Raw genomic sequence first — 24,994 nt, 5'->3', positions numbered from 1 at the left:
CTTAACGTGGTCTGATGCCCATTGTGCTACGCATAGTGCCGCCAGTCAGTGCAATATCTGCCATTTTTTGCGTATTACCATTGGTCAACATTGAAACTTCTGCTCGAAAGGCTTTAGCCATATTATTTGTGGGATTAAACTTTACTTGGTTGTCAAGCAACACAGAATCTTGTTTCATCTTAATGCGTGCATCAAAACCTAACTCTCCCTGCATCTTATTTATATTGATACTTGATGCCGTAACTGAACCACTTACATCTACATCTTCATTTATCAGACTTAAGTAACTACCCATAATTTTTTGATCATTCTTTTCTGTATCGGTTAAAGCTCTGAATTCAAAACTTCCGCGAAAAGATAAATAATTATTTTCAGCAGTATCATTTAGGCCCGGAACAATAAATAACTCACCTTTACCATCCAATTTAAATGCAATATTGGTCAGCACATCATCATGTTTTGAGAAATTATCTAAAGAAACTGTCGTACCACATTTTGCGGAGACTGCTGTTTCACAGTTATATGTAGAGCCTGGTAATTGTCCAATTGCCAGTTCTGCATTTGCAGCAATTAAAAGACTATCTGCTCGAACATAAATTCCATCACCTTCATATCCAATTACACCATTTGACTGGATCAATGCATTGATATTTCTTAAACCAGCATAATAATTGACTTCTTCTCCATTAAGACCTTTTTTGCCATCAATCAGAATAAGTGATGTAGTACTTGGAGTTCCCGTTTTCTTATCAACCCCGTAGCCTTCTGTACTTACAGCAATGTTATAGCCAATCCCTGATTTTTCTGTACTACCTTTATAACTATACTTTTGTTCAGATAATGCGACATTTGCATTCAAATTATAAATCGGGATACCTATCCCCCAAGTACTGTCTGTTGTATTAGTCAATTCAGCAATGGAATTATCTGAGATAAATCGGGCTGTACGTGCAATAGACTGAAAGTCCATGCCTCGAATTGCAATGAATGCGAAGTTATCCCCTATAGATTTGGTCGATAATGTTTGTGTTAATATATTATTGTTCAGACCGAGTGTTGCTTTGAGTTTATCATTCACCAAAAACTCTAAACTTTTGGCTTGTATACTATTAATATAAATATCACCAAAATCGATATAGGAGTCTTTATCTGCAACCAATGACCTTAAATTAGAAAACTCAATAGCATAGCTTCCAATCCCTGTATGACCAATTTCAAACGTTGTCGGTGCCTGACCTGCTACAAGATTTGGATTATTTTTTCCTGTAAAGTCTGCTCGCATACCCAAATGCAAACCACCAGGACCAACTGACTCATAGCCTGTGGCCTTGTTGGTTAAACCAAAGTCATTAATCCCTTCCTGATTTGCATTTAACAAAACTTTCGCATTGGTTACTGCACCTGAAGCCCCCATACGAATTAAATTTTGCTGTTCTGCACCTTCCACCCCATAACGTAAATCAATATTTACACCAGGATTTGTGGCATTTTTTCTTGAACTATGCACATTCGAATTATCCTTTACTCGCCCCAAATTCACGATATGATCAGTCGTTCCTGTAGATTTAGTCGTCAGTACAATTCCTTCATCTTCTGCAACGTATATATAACCTGTACCCGAAAAATTAAAATTGAAATCTTTTAAAGTCAGGCTGTGACCATTCATACCATGACTGATACTGGAATTTTGTAATTGAAAATCTATAAATGCCGTCTCTTGACGATTAAATAAACCATTACTAGTCTCTAGAATCATTTTCAATGGTGAAGTAGTAGAAATCGAGAGTGAACCGAGGTCTTGTGAAGGAGTTTGACAAGTTGTACCTTGACACAACAACATGACATGTTGAGCTATTGCAGTAAAAGGGCTTACGCTTGCAGCAATCCGAATACCTGCGCCAGCATCTGTCGCCCCTACATCAAAATCTAGTTTTGAAGTAATTGTACTTTGTGCTACCCCATCAATTTGTACATCATGCAAACCTAATTTCATTTTATTTTGATCAGTCGGGTCTACCCAATTAAGTTGATTCACTTTAACTCTTGAAACTTCATGGGTAATAGAAATACCATCCTGTCCAGTTACCGAACTTAATCGCTCATCTGTTAATTGCTCAAAAGCATAGGTAGATTGAGCCAGTACAATACTAGTTGCGAGTGCTGTAAGTGTTATTATTTTTTTCATTACAATATCCTTATTTTTAGTCTCAGCTGATTAACAGCGACCTGCACCATTCCCAGTGCAGTTAAAACTAAAGATGTTTAATTTTCCACTCATATGCATATTCCCATGCACATTTAGGCCCATAAAACCTTGTTCCGAGCCACGATCAAACTCCGGAACTTGTAATCCACTGACTGTCGTTCCATCTGCTTTTTTTTCTGTATAAGTACTATATGTACTGATATTTTCATAACCCTCTTGATTAGAGGTTCCAGTTTCAACTGCCAGTGTTGAAAAACCTAGATTACGAATTTTAAGCGGTTTATCATCATAAAAGGTCAGTTGCATCGCCGTTTGTGGATTACCTTCGTTATTAATAATGGTGATGCCATCAAGTGAAAACTGATCAATTTGTAAAGTGCCCTGAAATTGCTTAAAAACTAGCCACTTTTTATTCCCATTTGTATCAACATGATTATTTGGTGCAATAGCCAATCGGCAAAATTCATTTGAAGAACACTGGTAGCCATAATAAGCCTGTGTAGTCATACCATCTGCATTCATCGTTGAAATATTATTTTTTGACATATCATTGGCATACTGGTGGTTTAGTGATAGTGTCCAACTGAGATCAGCTCCTCCTTGGCCTGTTGTTGCTGTCAACTCACTATTATCCATTGAAATAAGGCCAGCATGAGTTTGTGCAATCGCTGCACACACCAAAAAAAATGCAAATTTATACATTATTCTTCTCCTACAGCCCTGTAGTTCTAATTTTTAAATGTTGAATAAGAACACCATCAATCGCAACTGAACCCAAATTGGTACTGTTTCCGCTTATATCTTTAAAAACGACACCTGTCGCATTTTCTGTGCTGACAGCATTCAATAAATTTGTCCCGGGCAGTCTTTCTACTGTACCAACAGCAATACTACTATGCGTCGCATTACGCCCCTGATAAATTGCGGTTTGATCCGTTGAGTTGGCTTTTATTTCCGTGCCACAGTAATAAACATTACATGTAGACCCTTTAAAATCTGCTGTAGTCAAACCTGAAGTGCCCGTTGTATTACCTTGAATATCTGAATAGTAGGTATAAATCTTACTGTAAATAGAAGGTACATTTGGAATACGCGTGACTTCCAAAATAATATTTCGACCTTCTGAACCAACAATAAAGGGTTGATACATATTACCCAGTACTAGGTTAATGTTTGGGCTATATAGATATAAACCTTCTGTTTCATGAAAAATTGGCGCAACAGAACGATCCATGGCTGGGGTTGCTGCTGTTCCGTCATCTAAATCTGAACGTGCAGCAGTACTAATACGTAGACCTCGCGCATCCAAGTCTGAATCCTGAATACTTAATGTTTCCGCATGATCATTGGTATTGATGCGGATTAAGCTTGCTAAACCTAATGTCTGATTATAATTAGTATTGGTCGATTTAAGTGTCTGGAAGATTCGAGTTTGTGAACCATTCAGATTTAAACCATTTGCCACAATTTGAGTACGGAAACGAAAGTCTTTATCCAAACCACTTGTTGGTGCTCCAGTAATTGGATCCACCACGTTGCTTGAACTTAGCTCGCGCGAAAATATATCCATCCACAAACCAAGCTTAATCGTATTAGATGAATCATCGATACTAATTTTCTTGAGGGGAGCTTCAATCGCAAGATAACCAACATTTCCAGTATTATCTTTCGCATACTGCTCTACATCTTGATTTCCGGCATGGAATAACCATGGATTATCGGCTGTTCCCCAATTGAATCCTTGATCGGTATAACGCGTTGCTAAAGAGCTTTGACCATTTTTATCTTTTGAATTTGACAATGCCAAACCATAAATAAATACATCAGCCTTGGTTCTTAATTTGGCTACCGTTGCGGTGGATGCTATTTGTGTAGCAATAATCTCTGCATTTTTCTTAACAGTAGCAAGTGCAGAATCGCTGGCTTTTTGTGCCTCAAGCTTGGCATAGTCAGATGCCAACTGATTCAGGGTCTCTACAGCTTTGGCATTCAACTGAGCGTTTTTTGTTGTATCAATGATATTTGATCGGGTTATTTTTCCTAATACATAATTCTTGTAAAACGTAGACCCAATAGGTAAGTTACCCGTACTATTATTCCCATATAATAGCTCAATCATTTCATAAGTATTAGCTAGAGCATATTCTTTCGATTTATTATCTTGCCCAACAGTTAAGGTATGCTTTGTAGTTCCGTCACTTTCCAGACCCGAAACAATTGTCCCGTCTTTATAATCTTTATAACGCTGATCATAATAAGCCCTCATCGTATCTGATTCAAGATAAGATTGTACTATTCGACCACGATATTCTGTTGAATATGTTGCAATGGTTTCATTGGTTATACGTGTAGCATTATTGGTCTCATAGGTATTTTTAAAACTTGTATACGTCGAGTCATATACACCGTTATAACCTGTTACACGCCCCTTTTGATACGCATCAACATATTCAGCCTTATAAATTTTATCGTAAGCACGTTGACCCAATTGCTCGTAGTTTTCACCGGTAGGAATAATACGGATAAAACCCGTGTCATTTTTACTGGGGTCTATTGCACCAGATGCGTAACTTGAAGCAGTAGAACGGTCATTCGCCCCTTGAAAAACCATTTTAAAGTTTTCAAGCGTAAGAGCAACTCCCTCACCTGTCGTGGCAGAAAGTGCTTCATCTGATAAATCTTGAAGCGCATAAACAGATGGTGCAGCAAAAATGCTGACTGCGGCTGCTAAGCAACTCTGGCGGAATAACTTAGCCTGGGTGAATTGAGTCATCTCGACCTTCCTTTTATCAGATGCTCTGCATCTCTCTTATATTTATTCCTGAGAACTGGCTTTGATTTTATTGTCCATTTATTCCTTAAATGGAGACTTGTGATAGACCAGTCACTTAACTTTTTATTATGCTGAAACTCTCCCTAAATGCAAAACCAACTGTCCGATAATGTTTATTTTCCGATGAATGAAACTGCATTAAAAAAGCGAGCCCTAATGGCTCGCTTTTTAACATTAGGTAAAATTTTATGCTTTAGGCAAAGTCACACCGGTCTGACCTTGGTATTTACCACCACGGTCTTTATATGAGGTTTCACACACTTCGTCTGACTCAAAGAACAACATCTGAGCAACACCTTCACCTGCATAGATACGTGCTGGCAAATTCGTGGTATTAGAGAATTCCAGCGTCACGTGACCTTCCCACTCCGGTTCTAAAGGTGTCACGTTCACAATAATACCGCAGCGTGCATAAGTCGATTTACCCAAACAAACCGTCAACACATTGCGTGGAATACGGAAATATTCAACCGTACGCGCAAGCGCAAATGAGTTTGGCGGAATGATACATACATCCGACTCAATATCAATGAAACTTTTATCGTCAAAGTTTTTAGGATCGACAATTGCGGAATGAACATTGGTGAACACTTTAAATTCACGCGCACAACGCACGTCATAACCATAGCTCGACACGCCATAAGAAATCAGCTTTTCGCCATTTTCATCATAACGGACTTGGTTTTCTGCATACGGTTCAATCATGCCGTGTTTTTCGCTCATTTCGCGAATCCAACGATCAGACTTAATAGTCATTTATTTCAATCCAAAAACTTAAATCAATTATTGCGTGGTACTTTAACTGAAATCGCCCTTAATGAAAATAAGCTCCACGATTCTGGGTGGATTTAGTCCAGAATCTCCCAACTAGATTACAGTTTTAACAGCGCCGAATAGCTTAAGGGAATAGAAAAGCTCACCAAGATCAATGAAGCTGTACGCTGCAAGTTGGCTTGGTTCAACCAGCTGATTTTATTACTCGCCAGAATTGAGCCAATAAATGCCCAGAAAAATGCAATCGGAACGATTAACAGTAAAAAGGTCAACATATGCGCGACATAGTAGTTTGGATTTTGCCATGCTACAGCTGGAAAAATCGCTGAAGCAAACAACAACGATTTCGGATTGAGTAAGGTCGCAACAAACAATTCGCGCGCACGAATTCTCTTTTGATCGAAATTTTCAACCACGGTTGCGGTACGCCATAAACGCAGTGCTAAATATAAAATGTAGCCCGCACTAAATAATTTTAAAACAGTCGGCAAAAGTGGAAGATGAACGGAAATTTTACCAATCAAAAAGCCCCACAGGGTAATTGAAATGAGGTAACCGAATGCTTCAGCAGGAATCAGTCGAAATGATTTACGCAGACCCACTTGTATGCCAGAAGACGCAAGTAAAGTATTGGTCGGGCCGGGGGTCAATAAAATAGTGACAACGAGACCAATAAAAAACCAAGTGATCATATTCACAGACCCGCATATATAGTCATATAAGCGTAATAATTCACCTGAATGAAAGCAATCACATTTTGTGAACGCTGATAACACTTTTTTAATCTTTAGGCTCTATGCATCATAAATACCACGCAGCCCTTAGCAAATCTGGCTTTCAGCCCAATACTGACATGACTGATACATTTTCGTACTGAATGATTTTTCAAATCAAATAAACAACTCTAATGAAAAAAAACTATTCAAATGATTTTTAATCAGTTACTTTTTAAACAAAGCGTATTTTTATGCATCAATTTGATCACACGCTGTCAAGGATAGAACAACCGAGTTAATCGTATTTAAGATAATAAAACGAGGAAAAAGTATATGAAAAAATGGACTCAACTCACGCTGCTTTCAATTGCACTTGCAGGCTTAGGAGCATGCTCAAGTGACAATAAAACCAATCCTTCAAGCGATACTAAAACAGAAGCCAGCGCACAAGCTGCTGATAAACTGCAAAGCAAGTTTGTCAATATTGCGACAGGCGGTGCATCTGGCCCCTACAATGTAATTGGTACCAGTTTGGCCGAAATTTACCATAAAACTTACGGGGTCAACTCTAAAACCCAAACCACTGGGGCATCTGTTGAAAACCTTAATTTACTGAAACAGAAAAAAGTAGAAATGGCTTTTGTTATGAGTGACAGCTTAACTGAAGCACTCAATGGCACAGGCAGTTTTTCCAGTGGCAAAATTGATAATGTGCAACAAATTGCAGCCTTATATCCGAACTATGTGCAAATTGTGGCATCAAAAAAATCAGGGATTAAAAACCTTGAGGACTTAAAAGGCAAACGTATTGCTGTCGGTGCTCAAAACTCTGGGGTTGAAGTCAATGCACGTACCCTCTTAAATGGCTTTGGGATTACCTATAACGATGTAAAAGTCGACTATCTAGGCTATGCAGAAGCAGCTGATGCTCTGAAAAGTGAAAAAATTGATGCGGCATTCTTAACCAGTGGCATTCCCAACTCATCGTTAATGGAATTGCAACAAGGTTTTGATTTACAAATGGTTGGTATTAACCCTGAAAAAGTCAAACAGATCGCAAAAAATCAAACTTATTTCCTCTCGCTGAATATTCCGAAAGGTACCTATGGTAATACCGAGGATATTCCAACTGCCGCGATTATGAATGCTTTAGTGGTACGCTCAGACCTTTCTGAAGATGATGTCTATAAGCTCACCAAATCCTTCTTTGATAGTTTAGGGCAGTTAGCAAACTCACATCAGGCAGCCACAGAAATTAATTTAGAAACAGCACAAAAAGGCGTGGTTGCACCACTACACCCTGGTGCTAAACGTTATTACGACGAACTCGCAGCGAAAAAATGAAACTGAAAAAAAGTGCAGTGCTTATGACTGCACTTTTTCTAATCGGCTTATGCGGTCTGCTGTTGTTTCCTATACATTATACCAACGTACTTGTGGAACAGACACACTGCCGTATTTCATCGGATCAGTTTAATTTGCAATGGAAACATTCGGTTGAAAAAACCCGTTGGGTTGAAAACTATCAACGTGAACAACAGCATTTTATTTTGCGCTATACCGATTTAATTTCTTTCGGTGCAGGCACACCGAATGACTATCCGATCATTTTCCAAAAAGATGGTCTGGTTAGAATGCAGGTTAATCGACAGATTGAGCAAATCAATTGGATCATTTCCAAGAATATGCAAGGTAGTATTGTCGTTCAGCAAAAGATTTGGCCCATCTTCCAACAACACCCAGATTACACTGTGGTGCAAATCACCTCACAACAACAGCCCTTGTGGAAAGCATGGCAGATCGGAGAATGCCTATGACTCAAAATGAAGACAAAGTTGCCCCAGAGCAATTAGATGCACAGCAACAACAGGCTATTTTAGAAAAATTTGATCGTGAGTCGGTCACTCGCTCTCCAAGCAGTAAATCTGTGGCTTGGTTCATTGCTGCGATTGCCATTTTTTATTCAGTATTTCATTTATTTATTACCTTTAATCCGCAGCCTGAGTTAATTCAGCGTTCTGCCCACGTTGCGATTGGTTTGGTTTTGGTGTTCCTGCTCTACCCTGCACGTCAGTCCAGTTCACGGCAACGTATTCCATGGCTGGATTGGTTGCTGGCTTTGGCATCATTGGCCACTTTTTTATATATTTGGAAAGAATATCAAGCCATTATGACCACGCGTGGTGGTATTCCCAACACACTGGATATTGTCTTTGCCATTTTAGCTGTAGTCCTAGTGGTTGAAGGAGCACGGCGGGTAATGGGATGGATGCTGCCTATTTTAGGCTTAATTTTTCTCTCTTATCCATTCTTTAGTCATTATGACTGGGTGCCTGATCGCTTATTGACTCGCCCTTATAGTATTAGTGATATTTTCGGGCAAATGTATTTAAAAACTGAAGGGCTGTATTCCTCTGCGATCGGGGCTTCCGTCACCTTTATTTTCCTGTTTATTCTCTTTGGTGCTTTTCTGGCAAAGTCTGGTATGGGCAAGCTATTTAATGACTTAGCCATGGCACTGGCAGGACATAAACAAGGCGGTCCTGCAAAAGTTGCGGTCATTTCCAGTGGATTTATGGGCAGTATTAATGGAACGGCTGTGGCCAATGTCGTCGGGACAGGTTCATTCACCATTCCTTTGATGAAAAAAATTGGCTATCACAAAAACTTTGCTGGTGCAGTCGAAGCCAGCGCCTCCGTTGGTGGGCAAATTTTACCACCCGTCATGGGGGCTAGTGCCTTCATTATGGCGGAAACTACTGGGGTCAGTTATGGCACCATTGCACTCGCTGCCACACTTCCCGCTTTACTCTACTATTTAGGTGTTATAGCACAGGTTCATTTCCGTGCGGGACGAGATAATTTAAAAGGTGTGCCCAAAGCAGACCTCCCACGCGTGAAAGATGTGCTAAAAGCGCGTGGTCATTTACTGATTCCAATTGTAGCTTTGGTATTTTTCCTCTTTCAGTCTATTCCAGTGAGTTATGCAGCGGTTTATACCATTGCCTTAACCGTGGTCGTGGCCAGTTTTCGCAAATCGACACGCATGGGCTTCAAAGACATTTTAGACGCGCTCGCAGATGGCGCGAAGCAATCCCTTTCAGTGATGACTGCCTGTGCCTTGGTGGGCATTATTATTGGCGTGGTCAGTCTGACCAGTTTCGGCTCTGTCATGACCTCATCGATTATGAGTATTGGTGCAGGCAGCCTATTTTTGACATTATTCTTTACCATGATTGCCTCGATGATTTTAGGTATGGGACTGCCTTCCATTCCAGCCTATATCATTACCGCAACGATGGCGGCTCCCGCTTTGGCAAACTTTGATATTCCAACGCTAGTTGCACATATGTTTGTGTTCTATTTTGGTTTGTTTGCCAATATCACCCCACCAGTCGCCTTAGCCGCCTTTGCTGGTGCAGGCATTGCTGGCGGTGACCCGATGCGTACAGGATTTCAAGCACTGAAGCTATCATTAGCAGGCTTCATTGTACCGTTCCTGTTTGTCTACAACCCTGCCATGCTGATGATTGATACTGCCAATGTTGCAGTCAATGCACGTGAGTTTGCTTTCCCTGCCTGGACCACCATTGTCAGTATTGTCTTTACTTCCGTAGTCGGTATTCTGGCCCTCGGTGCCGCAGTTGAAGGCTACTTTAAAATCGGCATGAATTGGTTTTGGCGAGTGTTCTTAGGTGTTGGTGCTTTGTGTTTAATTATTCCCGAAACTATCACAGATCTTGTTGGAATGGTGATGGTGGTGATCGCGATTAGCGTGAATATCTTACAAGCAAAAAAACAGAAACCTTCCTACTCATCCTCTTAAAATAAGTACAAAAAAAGCCCAACTCAACGTTGGGCTTTTTTATGCTGTACAGATTTAGAAAATGCGTGAATGATCTTTTCCCGCTTTCGGCAATGCTGCTGCAATCTTTTCCGCAATCAACATATAGCTGTCTGCTGCGCTATCTTCAACTAAAACCGAAGGCTTGCCTGCATCGACGTTTTCACGAATTTCAACATTTAAAGGCAAACGTCCTAAAAGTGGAATATCGTATTGTTCAGACAGTTTGTCACCGCCACCTGTGCCAAAAATAGGTTCTTCAAAACCGCAATTCGAACAAATATGGGTCGACATATTTTCAACCACACCCATAACGGGGATCTGCACACGGTTAAATAACTCAATCCCTTTGGTGGCATCCATCAATGCCACGTTTTGTGGTGTAGTCACGATCACTGCCCCTGTGATAGGAATACGCTGTGCAAGCGTCAACTGAATGTCGCCTGTGCCCGGTGGCATATCAATCATCAAAACATCAAGGTCAGGCCATAAAGTCTGATTGAACAGTTGCATCAACGCTCCAGTCGCTTTCGGTCCGCGCCAAGCCACAGGCGTATTATGGTCACCCGTTAAGTGTCCAATCGATAACACTGCCAGACCATAGGCATCCAAAGGGACAAAATTTTCCGCTTCAATCATTGGGGTACGGCCTGCATTGCCCAACATGGTTGGAATACTTGGTCCATAAATGTCTGCATCCAAAACCCCCACTTTTAGGCCCAGTTTTTGTAATGCTAATGCAAGGTTTACAGTGGTCGTCGATTTACCCACCCCGCCCTTACCCGATGACACCAAGATCACATTTTGAATACGCGGATGTTTCGGTACATCACGTTGTTGCGGTGCTGCTTTTTGAATCGGTGGATTATTCGGATCAGTCTCTTCAACTTTTTGTGCAGCGGTTGCAGATGCATCTACCACAGGTGGCAAATTACTTTTTTGCGTAGCATCAGCTTTAGGTTGACCAGAACAGCTTTCACCTTCTGCATGCTGATGCCCACAACCACCTGACTTTTCTTGATGACCAGTTTTTTGCTGAATCACATGCATATTCAGTTCTGTGATGCCACATTTTTCCAAGGCATCTGCCAAATCATCATGAATTTGTTGCAGATCATCTGCTTCAGAAGGAAAGGTATTGATGGTTATTTGTAAGACCTGACCTTGTACATTGACCTGCGTAATACGATCTTTCAGCGCATTTTCTGAATTAGGCAAAATATAATTTTGTAAAACCTGTTGGATTTCCTCCTCTTTCACCTCTTGCGCGGGTGAAAAAACAGATTTAAGGGAAGAAAGCCACGACATTGCTTTGTCTCCAAACAGGGTTTCAAAAAATGATCTTCCTAGTTTACCTGTTCAGCCTGCGAAGGGTAAGAGGCAGATGATAGGACTTATTCATATAAGCTTATAAAGTCGAGTGATTTAGTTGGAAATAGCCGCATTTGGGTAAAATGTTGGATCAAAATTTATTTAGATTAAAATATCTGACTAAAACTAATGGGAGAATTATCTCTTTTAAAAATGAATGGACACTGCTTGAGATGGACATTTACATTTCAACAATACAAAAATACAGCACTTTCATTTTAAATTTCAGTATCTTTCGCTTAAACCTATTCCTAAGCGATGTTAATAACATCATTCCATATGCAATGAATGACATAACAACAAAAGTAATTTTTGAATAAGGAAGACAGCTGATGAAAAAAATCGCAATACTGCTGATGATCCTCAGTACAACAACAGCGATTCATGCGCAAGTCTCAACGGAAGCGATTCATACTGCTGACCGACAAACCATTGCGATTGGCGATCGTTTAGAGGACATGCGTACTCGTATGCAGGCCTCTCCAATTAAAATGCAATCCTATGCATTGCAAGAAAAAGGTCAGCCTGCGACGTTGGCGGTGGATTACACATATGAAATTGCCAATATGCAATATGTGATAACCGTGGTGGATGAACATGTTCGTAATATTAAAACGACCAACTTAGACGGGCTGCGCAAATAATTAAGCAGTGAATAATTATTGATCAATTTTCATATTAAAAAAAAGAAGACTATGAGTTCAATAAATGAACGATAAAGCCCAAATGGCTAGGCTTTTATCGACTACAGTTTTTCGACGATAGCTTATTTTTTACCCACATTTAACTTTACTTACTAATTGTACTCATAAAGCTAACTGCTGAGAACAACCAGATAAACAGGACAAAACTACGTCCCTGATTAAAATGTGCCACGTCCGTACCATGCAAAATGTTATGTCGTGTCATAGCAACAGTAGAACTGCTATCCATTTTATAGGCAGCCAGTTCAGCAAAATAATGATTCAGCTCATTGGCAATTTTCGACTTATGCCAAAGACTTTTAATTTCACTGCCCTTCAGACCCGGAACAATTTTATAAACATCGATAAATTTGGTGTCGTTTTGTTTTAGGAAGCCATTTTCAATTAAAACGTCCGTCAAAATACCTTCGAGCTGAGCGTACAACACGGGGATACAGCCCGCATGAAAATTCAATTTATACAGTTTAAAGGCTTCAAGCAGCACCAAACGGCGTTGTTCTTTGTTTTCACCAATATGTAAAGCATCAAAAGCAGCCAACATTTCAGTTTGGAAAAATTCGGTATTGATGACATTGAGTAAATCAAAATCTGCATCATTTTCATGTTGATGCACGAGCTGCCAAAAATACACTAAATTCAGCGCATCATTTGCCACCTTCATTTCAACCGGCTGATCGAGTTCGTCTGCCAAAACCTGAAAATATGGTTCTTGTTGAGCCAAGCCCGTTAATGTTTGAATCAGAAAGGCGTGCTCTTGTGCCGAAATTTGCTCAACAAGATAGTGCTGTGCTTGTTTTAATATTTGATTTCCCAAAAGCTTTTTTGATTGCGCATGTTGTGGAATAAGGGTTACAGGCTGGTCATCTTCATAATCATGGTCATACATGGGCAGTTACTCGAGGGCATCACATTAATGCCCTATTATCGCTGTTATTGACCACGCAATATAGAAATATTTAGTTTTGAAAAGATTTCACCGATTCCCTTGTGCAAGTCACAGCTATCTAAGGTAAAATCGTTGACCTTATATAAAATACGAATGAGAGAGTCATATCCGTGCGTAATATTTTAGTCACTAACGCCCTTCCATACGCCAATGGTCCGATCCATATGGGCCACTTACTCGGTTATATCCAAGCAGATATTTGGGTTCGTGCCATGCGTGCAATGGGTCATGACGTGACTTATGTCTGCGCGGACGATGCTCACGGTACGGCAATTATGCTACGTGCCGAAGCCAATGGCATTTCACCAGAAGAACAGATTGCCAATGTGCAAAAAGAACATATCCGTGATTTTGACGGCTTTGGTGTGCATTTTGATCATTATGACTCAACCAACAGTGCTGAAAACAAAGCGCGTTCGGAAGAGATTTATCTTAAAAACCGCGAAGCGGGCAATATCGCTGTTCGTCCTGTTACACAATTGTTCGACCCTGAAAAAGGCATGTTCCTGTCAGATCGCTTCATTAAAGGCACCTGTCCGAAATGTAAAGCGGAAGATCAATACGGCGACTCATGTGAAGTCTGCGGTACAACTTATAACGCGACTGAATTATTAAATCCGCGTTCGACTTTGAGCGGTGCAACACCTGTTGAAAAATCATCAGATCACTACTTCTTCAAATTACCAAACTTTGGTGAATACCTGCAAAAATGGACGCGTGACGAAGGTCGCCTGCCAACATCAATCGCCAACAAGCTGGATGAATGGTTTGAAAATGGTTTAAACGATTGGGACATTTCACGTGATGCACCTTACTTCGGTTTTGAAATTCCAGATGCGCCGAACAAATACTTCTATGTTTGGGTGGATGCGCCGATTGGCTATATGTCGAGCTTTGAAAATTACGTAAAAACCAAACGTCCAGATTTAAACTTTGCAGACTATTGGAAAAAAGACTCCGACAAAGAAGTGTATCACTTCATTGGTAAAGACATTGTTTACTTCCACGCGCTGTTCTGGCCTGCAATGTTGGAAGGTGCGAACTACCGTACTCCGACAGGTTTATTCGTAAACGGTTTCTTGACTGTAAATGGTCAGAAGATGTCAAAATCTCGCGGTACGTTCATTAAAGCGGAAACTTATTTAGAGCATTTAAACCCTGAATATTTACGTTATTACTTTGCGTCTAAGTTGTCGGATAAAGTTGAAGATTCTGACTTAAATCTTGATGACTTCGTGCAAAAAGTGAATTCAGACCTTGTGGGTAAAGTGGTGAATATTGCCAGCCGCTGTGCCAAATTCATTAACACCAAGTTTGACAACAAATTAAGTGCAGCTTGCGCTGAGCCTGAATTGGTTCAAAGCTTTATTGATGCCGGTGCTTCAATTGCTGCTCAATATGAAGCGCGTGAATTCTCTGCGGCGATTCGTGAAATTATGGCGCTAGCTGACCGTGCCAACCAATATATTGATGAGAAAAAACCTTGGACACTTGCGAAGCAAGAAGGTCAAGAACAGCAAGTGCATGATGTCTGTTCTGTCGGGATTAACTTGTTCCGTCAATTGGCTGTTTACTTAAGCCCAGTGCTTCCAACCTTGGCAGCACAAGTGCAAGACTTCTTGAAACTTGAATCTTTCGATTTTGCTTCTGCAAAAACCATATTGGTGGGTCATGAAATTGCATTATTCCAACCATTGATGCAGCGTGTAGACCCGAAAGCGGTTGCTGCAATGGTCGATGCGTCTAAAGATTCTTTAGCTGCTGCTGCGGAAGCACCAAAAGCTGAGAAGAAGAAAGAAAAAGCTAAAGAAAAAAAGCCTGAGCCTAAAGTCGGTGAAGCAGAAATCATCAATATCGATGACTTTATGAAAGTTGACTTACGTGTGGCGGAAGTTTTAGACGCTGCTACGGTTGAAGGTTCCGATAAGCTGCTTCAATTGACGTTAAATGTCGGCGAAGCTGAACCACGCAATGTATTTAGTGGCATCCGTGAGTTTTACCAACCGGAAGACTTAAAAGGCAAATTGGTGGTGATGGTGGCCAACCTTGCCCCTCGTAAAATGCGTTTTGGTATTTCAAACGGTATGGTGCTTGCAGCGGGTAATGGCGAAGGTGTTTGGGTGATTTCACCTGAATCTGGCGCTAAACCGGGTGATAAGGTTTCTTAAGATTTAAAGTCTTAAATAAAAAGCCTCTACGTGTGTAGGGGCTTTTTTATGACTCAATACAAATAAAATTTGTCGCCAAAATTCTTCGAGAATAATTTCTTAATTTTTTATGATGAGCTACTCAAACATACCGTAAAGGAAATTTAAAATGAGTAACTCAAATCAATCTAAGTCTGTAGCAAATAACTCAGCAAATCAACAAAATGCAAATAAAGGAACCAATGGAACGAATACTGCCTATGATCGTAATCAAGGCAATCGCGGTCAACAGTTAAATCCGAATCGTAAAAAGTAATTTTTTTAGTTAGAGAAGTACTCTAACCAAGAGTACTTCTTATTTTTTTATTCTATAGGGGCTTTTATGTACGCTTTAGCACAATTTCCATCGCAAGGAGATTTAATCAAATTTACTTATGATGCTTTAGGAATTATTCCAAAAAAATCTGAACAAATTTTAGATTTAAAAATTGAGAATAAAAGCTTGCAAAAAAGTTTACAACGCTTTGCAAAAGAAGAAGGTTCTAATTTTTTAGAAAATTTTAATCTACATATGCAAGCCCTACATTCTGCAATCGCTGACCTCTTCCCAACATGGCATTTACAGCACTCAATTTTAGATACACTAAAAGATTTATTCCTATGCTATTTAGAGGCCGTATTAACAAACCATACTTATTTAGATAAAAAGGATTCTTTTCAATTTATTATTCAGACAACTGTTCTATCTCGACTCCCTATTTCAATCCTAAAATATAAAGAATGCTATGCAGATTTTTTCAAAAATGTTCATGCACCACAAGATTTTTTTTGGTTTTTAGGATCAGATAATCAAACACCATTAAGTTACTTCATACAGTGGATTTATACTTCGGAAAACTTAGATCAAAATAACTTTCACACATTAGAACAAGGTCTTTTAACTACATCTGAGAGCGATCAACAAGAAAAAGACTTATGGAATGTTGATAATTGGTTAAAAGATAAAACTTTGCCTTCTTTTGCAATGCTTAAAGCTACATTTGATCGAGCCTTTAAATCACATGCTATACCAGTAGATCGTCAAGAAACTTATCTATTCTTTTTGTTGATTGGTCGTTTTTGCACATATTGTATTCAACAAATTAAAGAAAATTATGGAGCAAGTTTTTTACAAATTATGTCTGAAAAACTTAGATCTTATTTGGATGCAATCTATAAAGATTTCCATATTTTTTATAATGATGAAATGAAAGCTATTATGAGTGAACAAATAAAAATAATGGCTTCAGATCCATACAATATCGAAAATAACGTTAATATTGAAGAAATGGCTAATTTTATAGTATTTAAATCATTCTCAAAAAACCGCTTACAAACAGGTGAAGAGTTAGCTTTACATGTACAACGAGTAGGACACACAAATGATCTACCTAGTTTTGACGACCATTTCCCCGCTAATTTTAACTTAATTACATTAAAAGATGGTTTTTGCTATTTGAAATCACAAGCCAATCCTAAACAGTTTTTAGCAAATATAGAAAATTACCATCAAGGTTATTTTGATGTTTTAAATAATAAAATGTCTTTTGAAACTTGGTTAGAAGCATATAAGTCTTGCAATAACCATATTGTTTATCCTTGGCTCGAACAATGGATTCAAGCTGTATTAGCCTTTAAGAAAGATCAATACCATAAGTCACTAGAGTATATGAACCAAGCATTTGAAACTATTCGCTACTCAGCAGGCAAACATCAAGAACGCTTTTTAGAAGATTACTTGCTTATCGCTTTAGCAAATGAAAAAAGTTACAAAAGCTTTAAACAAGCTTATAAATGGGGAACTTTTATGAATCATTTTGGTGGATTAAAACCCTTATTTAACCTCGAAAATGATGATGAAATTAAGCAACTGTATCAAGATAAAAAAAGTGATTTTATCACCTTTGAAAAAATGAAAAATAATATGGATATGAGAACTTTAGCAAAAATGGTTTTTCATTGGAAATATGATTCCGAATAGCATTTAGGAGGGAGAAATCCCTCTGTTTTATCACTTCATCCCAAAAATCAACTTCAGACCCAGTACCGTCATCACAGCCCCAGCCGCCCGATCAAAACCTGCTTTAAACTTTAAATACACACGGCGCGGTTTCTCTGCTGAAAGCGCAACAGCGACCAGAGAACACCAACCTGCATCAATAAAGAAACACAGCACAGGTAGAACGACATAAAAATAAGTTGGAATTTCTTTCGGAAGTAATGCGGTAAAAATACTGGCTAAGACAATCGCAATTTTAGGATTGGATAATTGCGTAATTAAACCTGTAGTAAATGCTCGACGCAGCGACATTTGTGTAGTTGCATCATCCTCTGACTGAATCGGCTCTTTGGCATGTTTAATAATTTTAAAGGCCATCCAAAGCAGATATAAACCACCACAAATTTTTAAGGCCAAATAAGCAGAAGGCACAGCCAATAAAAATGCCTGTAAACCCAGTACAGCAAGTAGGCCAAAAATTGCCGCGCCTGTCCCTGTGCCTAAAGCCGTGAATAAACCGTGTTTACGTGAAATTGCAATTGAATTTTTAGCGACATAAATCGATGTTGGGCCTGGACTCATTGCACCGAGCATCAATGCAAAAGCAATAGAGCCTAATATCCAAAATGATTCCACAACAACACCAACTTCATTAATAATCGACCTAATTCTACCGATTACATTTTTGAATTTCTTCCTATAATCCACAATATTTTTTCTAAACAACCAAATTTTTCACTATAAATTACTTGAATAACCCATTAATTCATTGCATCATCAACTAAAGTACAAATTAACTATTAAGAAGATGAAATTAGCAGAAGCGCTCCTATTACGCAGTGATCTACAAACTAAGTTAGCCTCATTACAACAACGGATTAATAACAACGTGCTGATCCAAGAAGGCGATGCACCCAGTGAAGATCCAAATACACTGATTCAAGAAGCATTTTCCGTCAATACAGAATTACATCGTATGATTGAAAAAATTCATAGCACCAATGCCCAGGCCAAAACAAGTACTGGACGTTCGATGCTTTCGCTACTAAATGAGCGTGATTTATTAACGCAGCAGCATCGAATTCTGCAACAAGCGATTGACAGTTCATGTCGTGAAAATGGTCGCTATAGCTCAAGTGAAATTCGTTGGCTGAAATCCATTTCCGTTGCTGATTTGCAAAAACAAGCCGATGAGATTAGTCAGAAACTAAGACAAAATAATTTAGAAATTCAGGCATCCAATTGGCAAATTGACCTGATTTAAGTATATGAACTTCGGTTCATTCCAGTTCGGACATACTGGGCGAGTACAGAGCCTTTTACGGGTTTGTAAGGCTTTAAATTCAACAAACCTATATGCGGAAGTAAGACGTCTACTTCAAATGTTCACTCATCTGACGTAGCACACTGCATCTGTGACCATTTACATGTCACGTCTCACTACCATGTACTGACAGTATGTCCACCCTATTTCTCAATTGAAAAGAAGTATTTAATCGTCGTTGACTGCGGCCTCATTTAGAGCAACATCTTCGTGGGGTATTTTATAGTCCAGATCATTTGTTGGCACGCCACCAATGATCATGGTTCTTTGTTCTGTTTTAGGCCGATGTAGCTCATCAGTCGTATCACAACCGACAATCCCTACACTGCATAGCAGTATGGTCGGGATGATCATTAGGGAACGTCTCATCATGTGGCCTCTCCCTGTTTATAATTCTATTTTTCAGCATAGCAGTTTTGTATAAAGTTGCAGCACTTTTTCATGCTTCACTCAACAGAATTGTCAGAAATTATGTCCCTGCTGTTGGTATAACAACACTATCTTTTCATATATTTCTCTCACGCCAATCTCAACTTTTTAAGTCATTGAAATAAAAAGGACATAACACAATTTAGATTTCGACCAAGAAAACTACCTCATGTTATGTCCATTGAAAAATTTATCATCTTTGTCTATTTAATCATAGATGAGCTCTATCCAATTGTTGTCAATAAACCACTCAGAACTCGTGGCTTTCCACCTGCTCTTACCGATATTGAAATTATCATAATGTAAATTGTAGGTGAATTTCTTGGAATGGATACAGATAAAAGTATCTAGAGGTATTTTAAAAATAATTGCTTAGCTGGTTTCCAAAATTGGGGGCATATCCTAATTTTTGTAAACATTGTGCAAACTTATGGTAGATTCATCAGAAAATCACAGCTCGCTTAACTGCATGTTATGGACAGGATAATATTCATTTCATTGATGGATTTCCTATTCCAGTCTGTCATTATCGTCGAGCAAAAAGACATAAAAACATCAAAGAACATGCAGGTTTTAGTTATTGTTCAGCCCAACAGGAAGAATACTATGCTTTTAAGGGGCGTATCGTGATTAATTTTGATGGTATGGTTACAGGCTACGCTTTTACCCCAGCGAATGTTGATAAGCGTGAGATTGCGCCATAAATTACACCAAACATTCATGGATTATTGGGAGCAGACAAAGACTATTTAAGACCAAGTTTAAATGAATACTATAAATTTCAATATGTTGATTTACGGACACCGTTGAGAAAGAATATGCTTGATCTCAGATCTAAAGAATCAATGAGATTATTGATGAAGGCTAGAAGAAAAATTGAGACCGTCATTGGTCAGTTAGTAGATCGCTTTAATATCCAAAAAAAGTAAGAGCAAAAGATTTATGGTATTTATCACATCATTTCATCAGAAAGATTCTGTCACACACCGTCTGTGTTGTTTTGAATAAGAAGCTTGGTCATTTGCCAATTCAATTTGAAAAACTTATTTTAAGTTGAGATTGGCGTGTTGTATCTAATCTGTATTTACTCACATCTATTCAACTGAAATCTTAGGATCAATAATCCGTATAATTTCACCCCTGAAAATCTCTTAAGCTTTAATTGCACGGCATTGTTTAAGCAGTTGATGACACGCTGCACGAATCATCGATGAAGTAATTTGAACTTCATTACCACGCTCATCCACGATATAACCTGAATGAATCGCTTTTGCTTCACCAACAGTTTTAAGACTACTTTTCATTACTGCTTTGCTAATACCCATCGTACACCTCTTTTTGCTAAACCATTTCCCTGTCCCATGCAGGAAAATGGCTTTGGCTATTTGATGTGTCTAGTATTCAAAATTACAGTTCAAAAGTAAAATCCCAGTTGTAACAAGTGTTTAACGATATTCTGTTACAATTTCAGCTAAGAATGATATCGTATTGCTCTTGCGTATATAGATTTTCCACTTGGAACTTAATTACTCGACTAATAAAGTGCTCTAAATCCGCCACTGCCGGTGCTTCGGCAGTTAATAATCGGTCAATGACCGACGGATGTGCCACAACAGTAAAGCCACTTTGTGACTCATACGCTCGTGCATATCTTAGAATCTCACGAAATATTTCGTAGCAAACTGTCTCAGCTGTTTTGACATAACCACGTCCCTGACAAGTCGGACAAGAATCACATAATAAATGCTCTAATGATTCACGTGTCCGCTTCCGGGTCATTTCCACCAAGCCCAACTCCGACACTTGCGTGATCTTAGTTTTGGCATGATCCCGTTCCAGCATTTTCTCAAACTGACTCATCACTTCATCACGATGATGTGCTTCTTGCATATCAATGAAGTCAATAATGATGATGCCCCCCAAATTACGCAGGCGCAGCTGACGGGCAATGACCTGTGTGGCTTCCATATTGGTTTTAAACACAGTGTCTTCAAGCGAGCGTCCACCGACATAGGATCCCGTATTGACATCAATCGTCGTCATGGCTTCAGTTTGATCAATCATCAAATAGCCGCCTGACTTCAAAGCGACACGGGTCTGTAAAGCTTTCTGAATATCTTCTTCGACATTGTATAAGTCAAAAATTGGACGCTCACCCGGATAATGCAATAAGCGATTGTGCATACTCGGGACAAATTCTTGAACGAATTCTTGCAATTTCCCATGCACTTCGCGCGAATCCACCTGAATTTTAGAGGTTTCTTCATTGGCTAAATCACGAATCACGCGCTGCGGTAAAGGTAACTCTTCAAAAATCAGCGATGGCACAATAATACTGCGTTGCTTACGCAAAATGTATTCCCACAGTTTGGCCAAATAAGCCATATCCTGCGCAATTTCATCTTCAGCAATACCTTCAGCGGCAGTACGCACAATCACAGAACCGGGTAAATCATGTTCTTTCTGAATACGTTCAATCATACTGCGCAGACGATCGCGCTCTTCTTCCGATTCAATACGCTGTGATACACCAGTATGACTACCATAAGGCATCAGTACCAAATAACGTGAAGGAATGGACAGATCCGTCGAAAGACGAGCACCCTTGGTGCCCAGCATATCTTTCATCACTTGAACCGTCAGAATTTGTCCGGGTTGCAAGAGTTCGAATACATTGGGGGTCGGCTGATTGCGCTGCCAGACCATATCATTGATATGTAAAAACGCTGTTCTCGATAAACCAATATCAACAAAGGCCGCCTGCATACCTGGGAGTACGCGGACAACTTTCCCCTTATAAATATTTCCCACCAAACCACGCTTCACAGTACGTTCAACGAACAACTCATTGACCGTGCCGTTTTGAATCAACGCCACACGACATTCCATCGGTGTGACGTTAATCAACAACTCGTCAGACATAACAAAACTCAAAACATTATAAAAATTCTTGTGTTGCAGCAGTTAATTTAATGCCTTAACTGTCTGTAATAACTGTACGGTCTCATGTAAAGGTAAGCCCACCACGTTACTGTAGCTTCCTTCTATCCCCGGAATATAGCGCGCAGCTATTCCTTGTATCGCATAGGCTCCCGCCTTGCCGATGGGTTCACATGTGGCCCAATAACTTTCCATATCATTTAGGCTAAGCGTTTGAAATTCAACCTGAGTACGCACTACTATACTGCATATTTGTTCTTTTGTACGTACACAAACACCCGAAAAAACATCATGCTTCCGTCCGGAAAGCATTTTCCACATCTCAAAAGCATGTTGTTTCGATTCAGGTTTACCAAGAATGTGATGATCTACCCCTAAGCTGGTATCTGCTGCAATTACAATGGCTTCGGGGTATTGTTGCTGCACGGCTGCGGCTTTGGCACAAGCAAGGCGTTCGACATATTCTGCAACCGACTCTCCATCCCATACCGACTCATCAATATCTGGACTGAAAATATCAAATTCCAGTCCCAATTGCTGAAGCAGTTCACGACGTCGAGGAGAACTAGAAGCGAGAATTAAATGCGCCATTTTCGAAGAAAATAATACATGATTGGCCAAAGAAGTAAGCTAGTCAGTAAAGGTTGCCAATGCCGCGCAAAGGAGAACTGAACACCGCTCATGACCTGAGCAATCCAGACAAAGAATAAATGCGCAACCAATGCCATTGCAGCAATGATCCACAGATTCGCAAAAGTCAGGATGCGTTTTTCACGGGTTAAGAATCGGGTCACAAAGGCAATCACTACAAAGCTGAGTGCATTCATACCAAAAGGTGCATCAAGCAACAAATCTGCAAATAGCCCCGTCCCAAATGCAAACCAAATTCCACACCAAGTCGGCTGACACAGTACCCAAAATAACATGACCATCATCATGAATAATGGACGCCAGCCAGAAAGACCATAGGACAATGGATAAACCATCAAGATCGAAGCAATGATGATGGAAAAAATAATCGGAAATAAAGGATCGCGCTGTTTATGCCGACTAAGCTTAGCGAGTGACATGCGGTTGCTCCATCGCTAAAGAATCTGAAAATAAGACAACCACGTGATGACCACCTGCCAATTGTGCTGCAGGAGTTAAATCAATTTGGGCAAATTCACCCGAATTATGTCGACTCACTTTAGACACCGTACCGACCAAATATCCGGCAGGAAAATGCGCGCCAAGCCCAGAGCTATACACTTTTTCCCCCACTTTGATATTGGCACTGGTTGGAACATATTCCATCTTCAAACGTCCAAGATCACCTGTACCGGTCACAATGGCACGCATACCTGTGTGTTCCATACGTACAGAAAGTGAGTGTTCCTTGTCCGAAAGCAACATGACCCGGCTACTATGTGGATAGACATTAATAATCTGCCCCATAATCCCTTTGTCATCTAACACAGTCTGACCCACTTTCAGCTGACTGCTGGCACCACGGTTAATCACAATAATATGCCGTAGCGGATCCGCATCAGTCCCAATAACTTCGGCAATCTCCATACGACCATCAATAATAAGAGGCGTATCGAGTAAACCGCGCAAACGGGTATTTTCAGCAGAAAGTTCAGAAAGTTTCTGTAAACGGACTTGAGCCTGTACTAACTCGGCTTGCATCGCGGTATTTTCACGGCGCAATTGAGCTTCAGACTTGGTTTGTTGATTCAGCCATTCTCGCGATAACACTGGATAGCTTGCAAGGGCATAAATTGGATTATATGCCGCATACAAGACGTCTCTGGCCGGTTGAATTACATGTGGCATGCGCCAATCAAAGAAAAGCACCACCAAACACGTAATCACCGCAATGATAAATGAGCGAAAAGATGGCGGTTGTCTTGAAAACAGTTGCGTTTGCACCCGCCGAATCCTTTTCTTAGCCTACAAATAACATGTCATGATTTGGATTATCGAAAAATTCGAGAACCTTACCACCACCACGTGTCACACAAGACAGCGGATCTTCTGCAACCACCACAGGAAGACCTGTTTCTTTAGCCAGAAGCTTGTCGAGGTTACGTAGCAATGCACCACCACCTGTTAACACAATACCGCGTTCCGCAATGTCTGAAGACAATTCAGGCGGTGTTTGCTCAAGTGCTGATTTCACCGCAGACACAATATTTTGTAGCGGATCAGAAATTGCTTGAGTCACTTCATCAGAAGTCACGGTAATGGCACGCGGCACACCTTCTGCAAGGTTACGACCACGAACTTCGATCTCAAGTGCTTTCGCCCCTTCTTCAGGAAGCGCCATGCCGACTTCTTTCTTAATATTTTCAGCAGTGGTTTCACCAATCACGCAACCATGTGCTTTACGCACGTAGTTAATGATTTGCTCATCAAATACATCACCACCGATACGCAGTGAGTCCGCATAGACACAGCCTTGTAGTGAAATAATCGCGATTTCAGTCGTACCACCACCAACATCAACCACCATTGAACCACACGCTTGCTCGACTGGCATACCAGCACCAATTGCAGCAGCCATCGGCTCTTCAATCAGGCGAACTTCACGAGCACCTGCGTTATACACCGCTTCACGGATTGCACGACGCTCAACCAATGTTGATTTACATGGTACGCATACCACGACACGCGGTGCAGGTGGGAACAAACGTTTTTCGTGCACTTTGCCAATGAATTGATTCAACATCGTTTCAGT

General features: G+C 40.0%; 23 protein-coding genes and 1 pseudogene. 9 read left to right on the top strand and 15 right to left on the bottom strand.

The window, feature by feature from the left end; translation table 11 throughout:
- Window position 1: 1 nt before the first annotated feature.
- The 5 genes from ACN6OV_RS02815 to ACN6OV_RS02795 all read right to left on the bottom strand — a co-directional run bounded on the left by ACN6OV_RS02815 (window position 2) and on the right by ACN6OV_RS02795 (window position 6,505).
- Window positions 2-2,185: a DUF6160 family protein gene (locus ACN6OV_RS02815; protein ID WP_427949476.1), complete on the bottom strand. Its 2,184-nt coding sequence runs from the start codon at window positions 2,183-2,185 to the stop codon at window positions 2-4.
- A 30-nt stretch (window positions 2,186-2,215) separates the two neighbouring features.
- Entirely contained in the window at window positions 2,216-2,908 is a 693-nt protein-coding gene (locus tag ACN6OV_RS02810; protein ID WP_427949474.1) for a hypothetical protein, read from the bottom strand.
- Between the two features lie 10 nt (window positions 2,909-2,918).
- Window positions 2,919-4,979 (bottom strand): hypothetical protein, encoded by a 2,061-nt coding sequence (locus tag ACN6OV_RS02805; protein WP_427949473.1) that lies wholly within the window; start codon window positions 4,977-4,979, stop codon window positions 2,919-2,921.
- 246 nt (window positions 4,980-5,225) lie between these two features.
- Window positions 5,226-5,795 (bottom strand): dCTP deaminase, encoded by a 570-nt coding sequence (dcd, locus tag ACN6OV_RS02800; protein ID WP_427949471.1) that lies wholly within the window; start codon window positions 5,793-5,795, stop codon window positions 5,226-5,228.
- 116 nt (window positions 5,796-5,911) lie between these two features.
- Window positions 5,912-6,505 (bottom strand): LysE family translocator, encoded by a 594-nt coding sequence (locus tag ACN6OV_RS02795; protein ID WP_427949469.1) that lies wholly within the window; start codon window positions 6,503-6,505, stop codon window positions 5,912-5,914.
- Window positions 6,506-6,862: 357 nt separating this feature from the next.
- Between ACN6OV_RS02795 and ACN6OV_RS02790 the strand changes: the two genes are divergently transcribed.
- The 3 genes from ACN6OV_RS02790 to ACN6OV_RS02780 are packed head-to-tail and all read left to right on the top strand — an operon-like array spanning window position 6,863 to window position 10,355.
- Entirely contained in the window at window positions 6,863-7,873 is a 1,011-nt protein-coding gene (locus tag ACN6OV_RS02790; protein ID WP_427949467.1) for a TAXI family TRAP transporter solute-binding subunit, read from the top strand.
- On the top strand, window positions 7,870-8,346 hold the full coding sequence (locus tag ACN6OV_RS02785) for a DUF1850 domain-containing protein (RefSeq protein WP_427949466.1): 477 nt from the start codon (window positions 7,870-7,872) through the stop codon (window positions 8,344-8,346). Before ACN6OV_RS02790 ends, ACN6OV_RS02785 begins: the two co-directional genes overlap by 4 nt.
- Window positions 8,343-10,355, top strand: coding sequence for a TRAP transporter permease (locus ACN6OV_RS02780; protein ID WP_427949465.1), 2,013 nt, complete (start codon window positions 8,343-8,345; stop codon window positions 10,353-10,355). Before ACN6OV_RS02785 ends, ACN6OV_RS02780 begins: the two co-directional genes overlap by 4 nt.
- A 54-nt stretch (window positions 10,356-10,409) precedes the next feature.
- Here ACN6OV_RS02780 and apbC read toward each other — a convergent pair whose 3' ends face one another.
- Window positions 10,410-11,681 (bottom strand): iron-sulfur cluster carrier protein ApbC, encoded by a 1,272-nt coding sequence (gene apbC / locus ACN6OV_RS02775; protein WP_427949463.1) that lies wholly within the window; start codon window positions 11,679-11,681, stop codon window positions 10,410-10,412.
- A 395-nt stretch (window positions 11,682-12,076) separates the two neighbouring features.
- Between apbC and ACN6OV_RS02770 the strand changes: the two genes are divergently transcribed.
- Window positions 12,077-12,388 carry a hypothetical protein gene (locus ACN6OV_RS02770; RefSeq protein ID WP_427949461.1) on the top strand — a complete coding sequence of 104 codons (312 nt, stop codon included), beginning with the start codon at window positions 12,077-12,079 and terminating at the stop codon, window positions 12,386-12,388.
- Between the two features lie 145 nt (window positions 12,389-12,533).
- On the opposite strand, the gene ACN6OV_RS02765 is transcribed toward ACN6OV_RS02770, so the two are convergent.
- On the bottom strand, window positions 12,534-13,334 hold the full coding sequence (locus tag ACN6OV_RS02765) for a hypothetical protein (RefSeq protein WP_427949459.1): 801 nt from the start codon (window positions 13,332-13,334) through the stop codon (window positions 12,534-12,536).
- A 170-nt stretch (window positions 13,335-13,504) separates the two neighbouring features.
- Between ACN6OV_RS02765 and metG the strand changes: the two genes are divergently transcribed.
- The 3 genes from metG to ACN6OV_RS02750 all read left to right on the top strand — a co-directional run bounded on the left by metG (window position 13,505) and on the right by ACN6OV_RS02750 (window position 17,561).
- A complete protein-coding gene (gene metG, locus ACN6OV_RS02760) occupies window positions 13,505-15,562 on the top strand; it encodes a methionine--tRNA ligase (protein ID WP_427949457.1) in 2,058 nt (685 codons plus the stop codon).
- 148 nt (window positions 15,563-15,710) lie between these two features.
- Window positions 15,711-15,857, top strand: coding sequence for a hypothetical protein (locus tag ACN6OV_RS02755; RefSeq protein ID WP_427949455.1), 147 nt, complete (start codon window positions 15,711-15,713; stop codon window positions 15,855-15,857).
- A gap of 66 nt (window positions 15,858-15,923) precedes the next feature.
- Window positions 15,924-17,561: a hypothetical protein gene (locus ACN6OV_RS02750; RefSeq protein ID WP_427949454.1), complete on the top strand. Its 1,638-nt coding sequence runs from the start codon at window positions 15,924-15,926 to the stop codon at window positions 17,559-17,561.
- A 30-nt stretch (window positions 17,562-17,591) separates the two neighbouring features.
- Here ACN6OV_RS02750 and ACN6OV_RS02745 read toward each other — a convergent pair whose 3' ends face one another.
- Entirely contained in the window at window positions 17,592-18,215 is a 624-nt protein-coding gene (locus ACN6OV_RS02745) for a LysE family translocator (RefSeq protein WP_427949452.1), read from the bottom strand.
- A 172-nt stretch (window positions 18,216-18,387) separates the two neighbouring features.
- On the opposite strand from ACN6OV_RS02745, the gene ACN6OV_RS02740 reads away from it, so the two are divergent.
- A complete protein-coding gene (locus ACN6OV_RS02740) occupies window positions 18,388-18,843 on the top strand; it encodes a DIP1984 family protein (RefSeq protein WP_427949450.1) in 456 nt (151 codons plus the stop codon).
- 228 nt (window positions 18,844-19,071) lie between these two features.
- On the opposite strand, the gene ACN6OV_RS02735 is transcribed toward ACN6OV_RS02740, so the two are convergent.
- On the bottom strand, window positions 19,072-19,272 hold the full coding sequence (locus ACN6OV_RS02735; protein WP_427949449.1) for an NF038215 family lipoprotein: 201 nt from the start codon (window positions 19,270-19,272) through the stop codon (window positions 19,072-19,074).
- A 234-nt stretch (window positions 19,273-19,506) separates the two neighbouring features.
- Between ACN6OV_RS02735 and ACN6OV_RS02730 the strand changes: the two are divergent.
- A pseudogene (locus ACN6OV_RS02730) lies at window positions 19,507-20,389 on the top strand (IS982 family transposase).
- 94 nt (window positions 20,390-20,483) lie between these two features.
- Here the strand turns inward: ACN6OV_RS02730 and ACN6OV_RS02725 are convergent.
- From ACN6OV_RS02725 to ACN6OV_RS02700, 6 genes are all read right to left on the bottom strand, one after another.
- Entirely contained in the window at window positions 20,484-20,657 is a 174-nt protein-coding gene (locus ACN6OV_RS02725) for a PA1571 family protein (protein WP_427949447.1), read from the bottom strand.
- A gap of 142 nt (window positions 20,658-20,799) precedes the next feature.
- Window positions 20,800-22,254: a ribonuclease G gene (rng, locus tag ACN6OV_RS02720; RefSeq protein ID WP_427949445.1), complete on the bottom strand. Its 1,455-nt coding sequence runs from the start codon at window positions 22,252-22,254 to the stop codon at window positions 20,800-20,802.
- Between the two features lie 42 nt (window positions 22,255-22,296).
- On the bottom strand, window positions 22,297-22,863 hold the full coding sequence (locus tag ACN6OV_RS02715) for a Maf family nucleotide pyrophosphatase (protein WP_427949443.1): 567 nt from the start codon (window positions 22,861-22,863) through the stop codon (window positions 22,297-22,299).
- The gene (gene mreD / locus ACN6OV_RS02710; protein ID WP_427949441.1) at window positions 22,851-23,342 is read right to left on the bottom strand and encodes a rod shape-determining protein MreD; all 492 of its coding nucleotides are present in this window, start codon (window positions 23,340-23,342) and stop codon (window positions 22,851-22,853) included. The genes ACN6OV_RS02715 and mreD overlap by 13 nt, the downstream gene beginning before the upstream one ends.
- Window positions 23,329-24,186 carry a rod shape-determining protein MreC gene (gene mreC, locus ACN6OV_RS02705; protein ID WP_427949439.1) on the bottom strand — a complete coding sequence of 286 codons (858 nt, stop codon included), beginning with the start codon at window positions 24,184-24,186 and terminating at the stop codon, window positions 23,329-23,331. Before mreC ends, mreD begins: the two co-directional genes overlap by 14 nt.
- 16 nt (window positions 24,187-24,202) lie before the next feature.
- Window positions 24,203-24,994: rod shape-determining protein (locus ACN6OV_RS02700; protein ID WP_427949437.1), on the bottom strand; the 792-nt coding region annotated here is incomplete at its 5' end.

The organism is Acinetobacter sp., from assembly GCF_050285345.1.
Taxonomy (GTDB): Bacteria; Pseudomonadota; Gammaproteobacteria; order Pseudomonadales; family Moraxellaceae; genus Acinetobacter.
Note: the sequence above shows the minus strand (reverse complement) of the source record. Positions and strands in the feature narration are given on the sequence as shown.

Coding starts and splice junctions, on each gene's coding strand:
- ACN6OV_RS02815 (WP_427949476.1), bottom strand. CDS start 2,185: ATGAAAAAAATAATAACACTTACAGCACTCGCAACTAGTATTGTACTG.
- ACN6OV_RS02810 (WP_427949474.1), bottom strand. CDS start 2,908: ATGTATAAATTTGCATTTTTTTTGGTGTGTGCAGCGATTGCACAAACT.
- ACN6OV_RS02805 (WP_427949473.1), bottom strand. CDS start 4,979: ATGACTCAATTCACCCAGGCTAAGTTATTCCGCCAGAGTTGCTTAGCA.
- dcd (WP_427949471.1), bottom strand. CDS start 5,795: ATGACTATTAAGTCTGATCGTTGGATTCGCGAAATGAGCGAAAAACAC.
- ACN6OV_RS02795 (WP_427949469.1), bottom strand. CDS start 6,505: ATGATCACTTGGTTTTTTATTGGTCTCGTTGTCACTATTTTATTGACC.
- ACN6OV_RS02790 (WP_427949467.1), top strand. CDS start 6,863: ATGAAAAAATGGACTCAACTCACGCTGCTTTCAATTGCACTTGCAGGC.
- ACN6OV_RS02785 (WP_427949466.1), top strand. CDS start 7,870: ATGAAACTGAAAAAAAGTGCAGTGCTTATGACTGCACTTTTTCTAATC.
- ACN6OV_RS02780 (WP_427949465.1), top strand. CDS start 8,343: ATGACTCAAAATGAAGACAAAGTTGCCCCAGAGCAATTAGATGCACAG.
- apbC (WP_427949463.1), bottom strand. CDS start 11,681: ATGTCGTGGCTTTCTTCCCTTAAATCTGTTTTTTCACCCGCGCAAGAG.
- ACN6OV_RS02770 (WP_427949461.1), top strand. CDS start 12,077: ATGAAAAAAATCGCAATACTGCTGATGATCCTCAGTACAACAACAGCG.
- ACN6OV_RS02765 (WP_427949459.1), bottom strand. CDS start 13,334: ATGTATGACCATGATTATGAAGATGACCAGCCTGTAACCCTTATTCCA.
- ACN6OV_RS02755 (WP_427949455.1), top strand. CDS start 15,711: ATGAGTAACTCAAATCAATCTAAGTCTGTAGCAAATAACTCAGCAAAT.
- ACN6OV_RS02750 (WP_427949454.1), top strand. CDS start 15,924: ATGTACGCTTTAGCACAATTTCCATCGCAAGGAGATTTAATCAAATTT.
- ACN6OV_RS02740 (WP_427949450.1), top strand. CDS start 18,388: ATGAAATTAGCAGAAGCGCTCCTATTACGCAGTGATCTACAAACTAAG.
- ACN6OV_RS02735 (WP_427949449.1), bottom strand. CDS start 19,272: ATGAGACGTTCCCTAATGATCATCCCGACCATACTGCTATGCAGTGTA.
- ACN6OV_RS02725 (WP_427949447.1), bottom strand. CDS start 20,657: ATGGGTATTAGCAAAGCAGTAATGAAAAGTAGTCTTAAAACTGTTGGT.
- rng (WP_427949445.1), bottom strand. CDS start 22,254: ATGTCTGACGAGTTGTTGATTAACGTCACACCGATGGAATGTCGTGTG.
- ACN6OV_RS02715 (WP_427949443.1), bottom strand. CDS start 22,863: ATGGCGCATTTAATTCTCGCTTCTAGTTCTCCTCGACGTCGTGAACTG.
- mreD (WP_427949441.1), bottom strand. CDS start 23,342: ATGTCACTCGCTAAGCTTAGTCGGCATAAACAGCGCGATCCTTTATTT.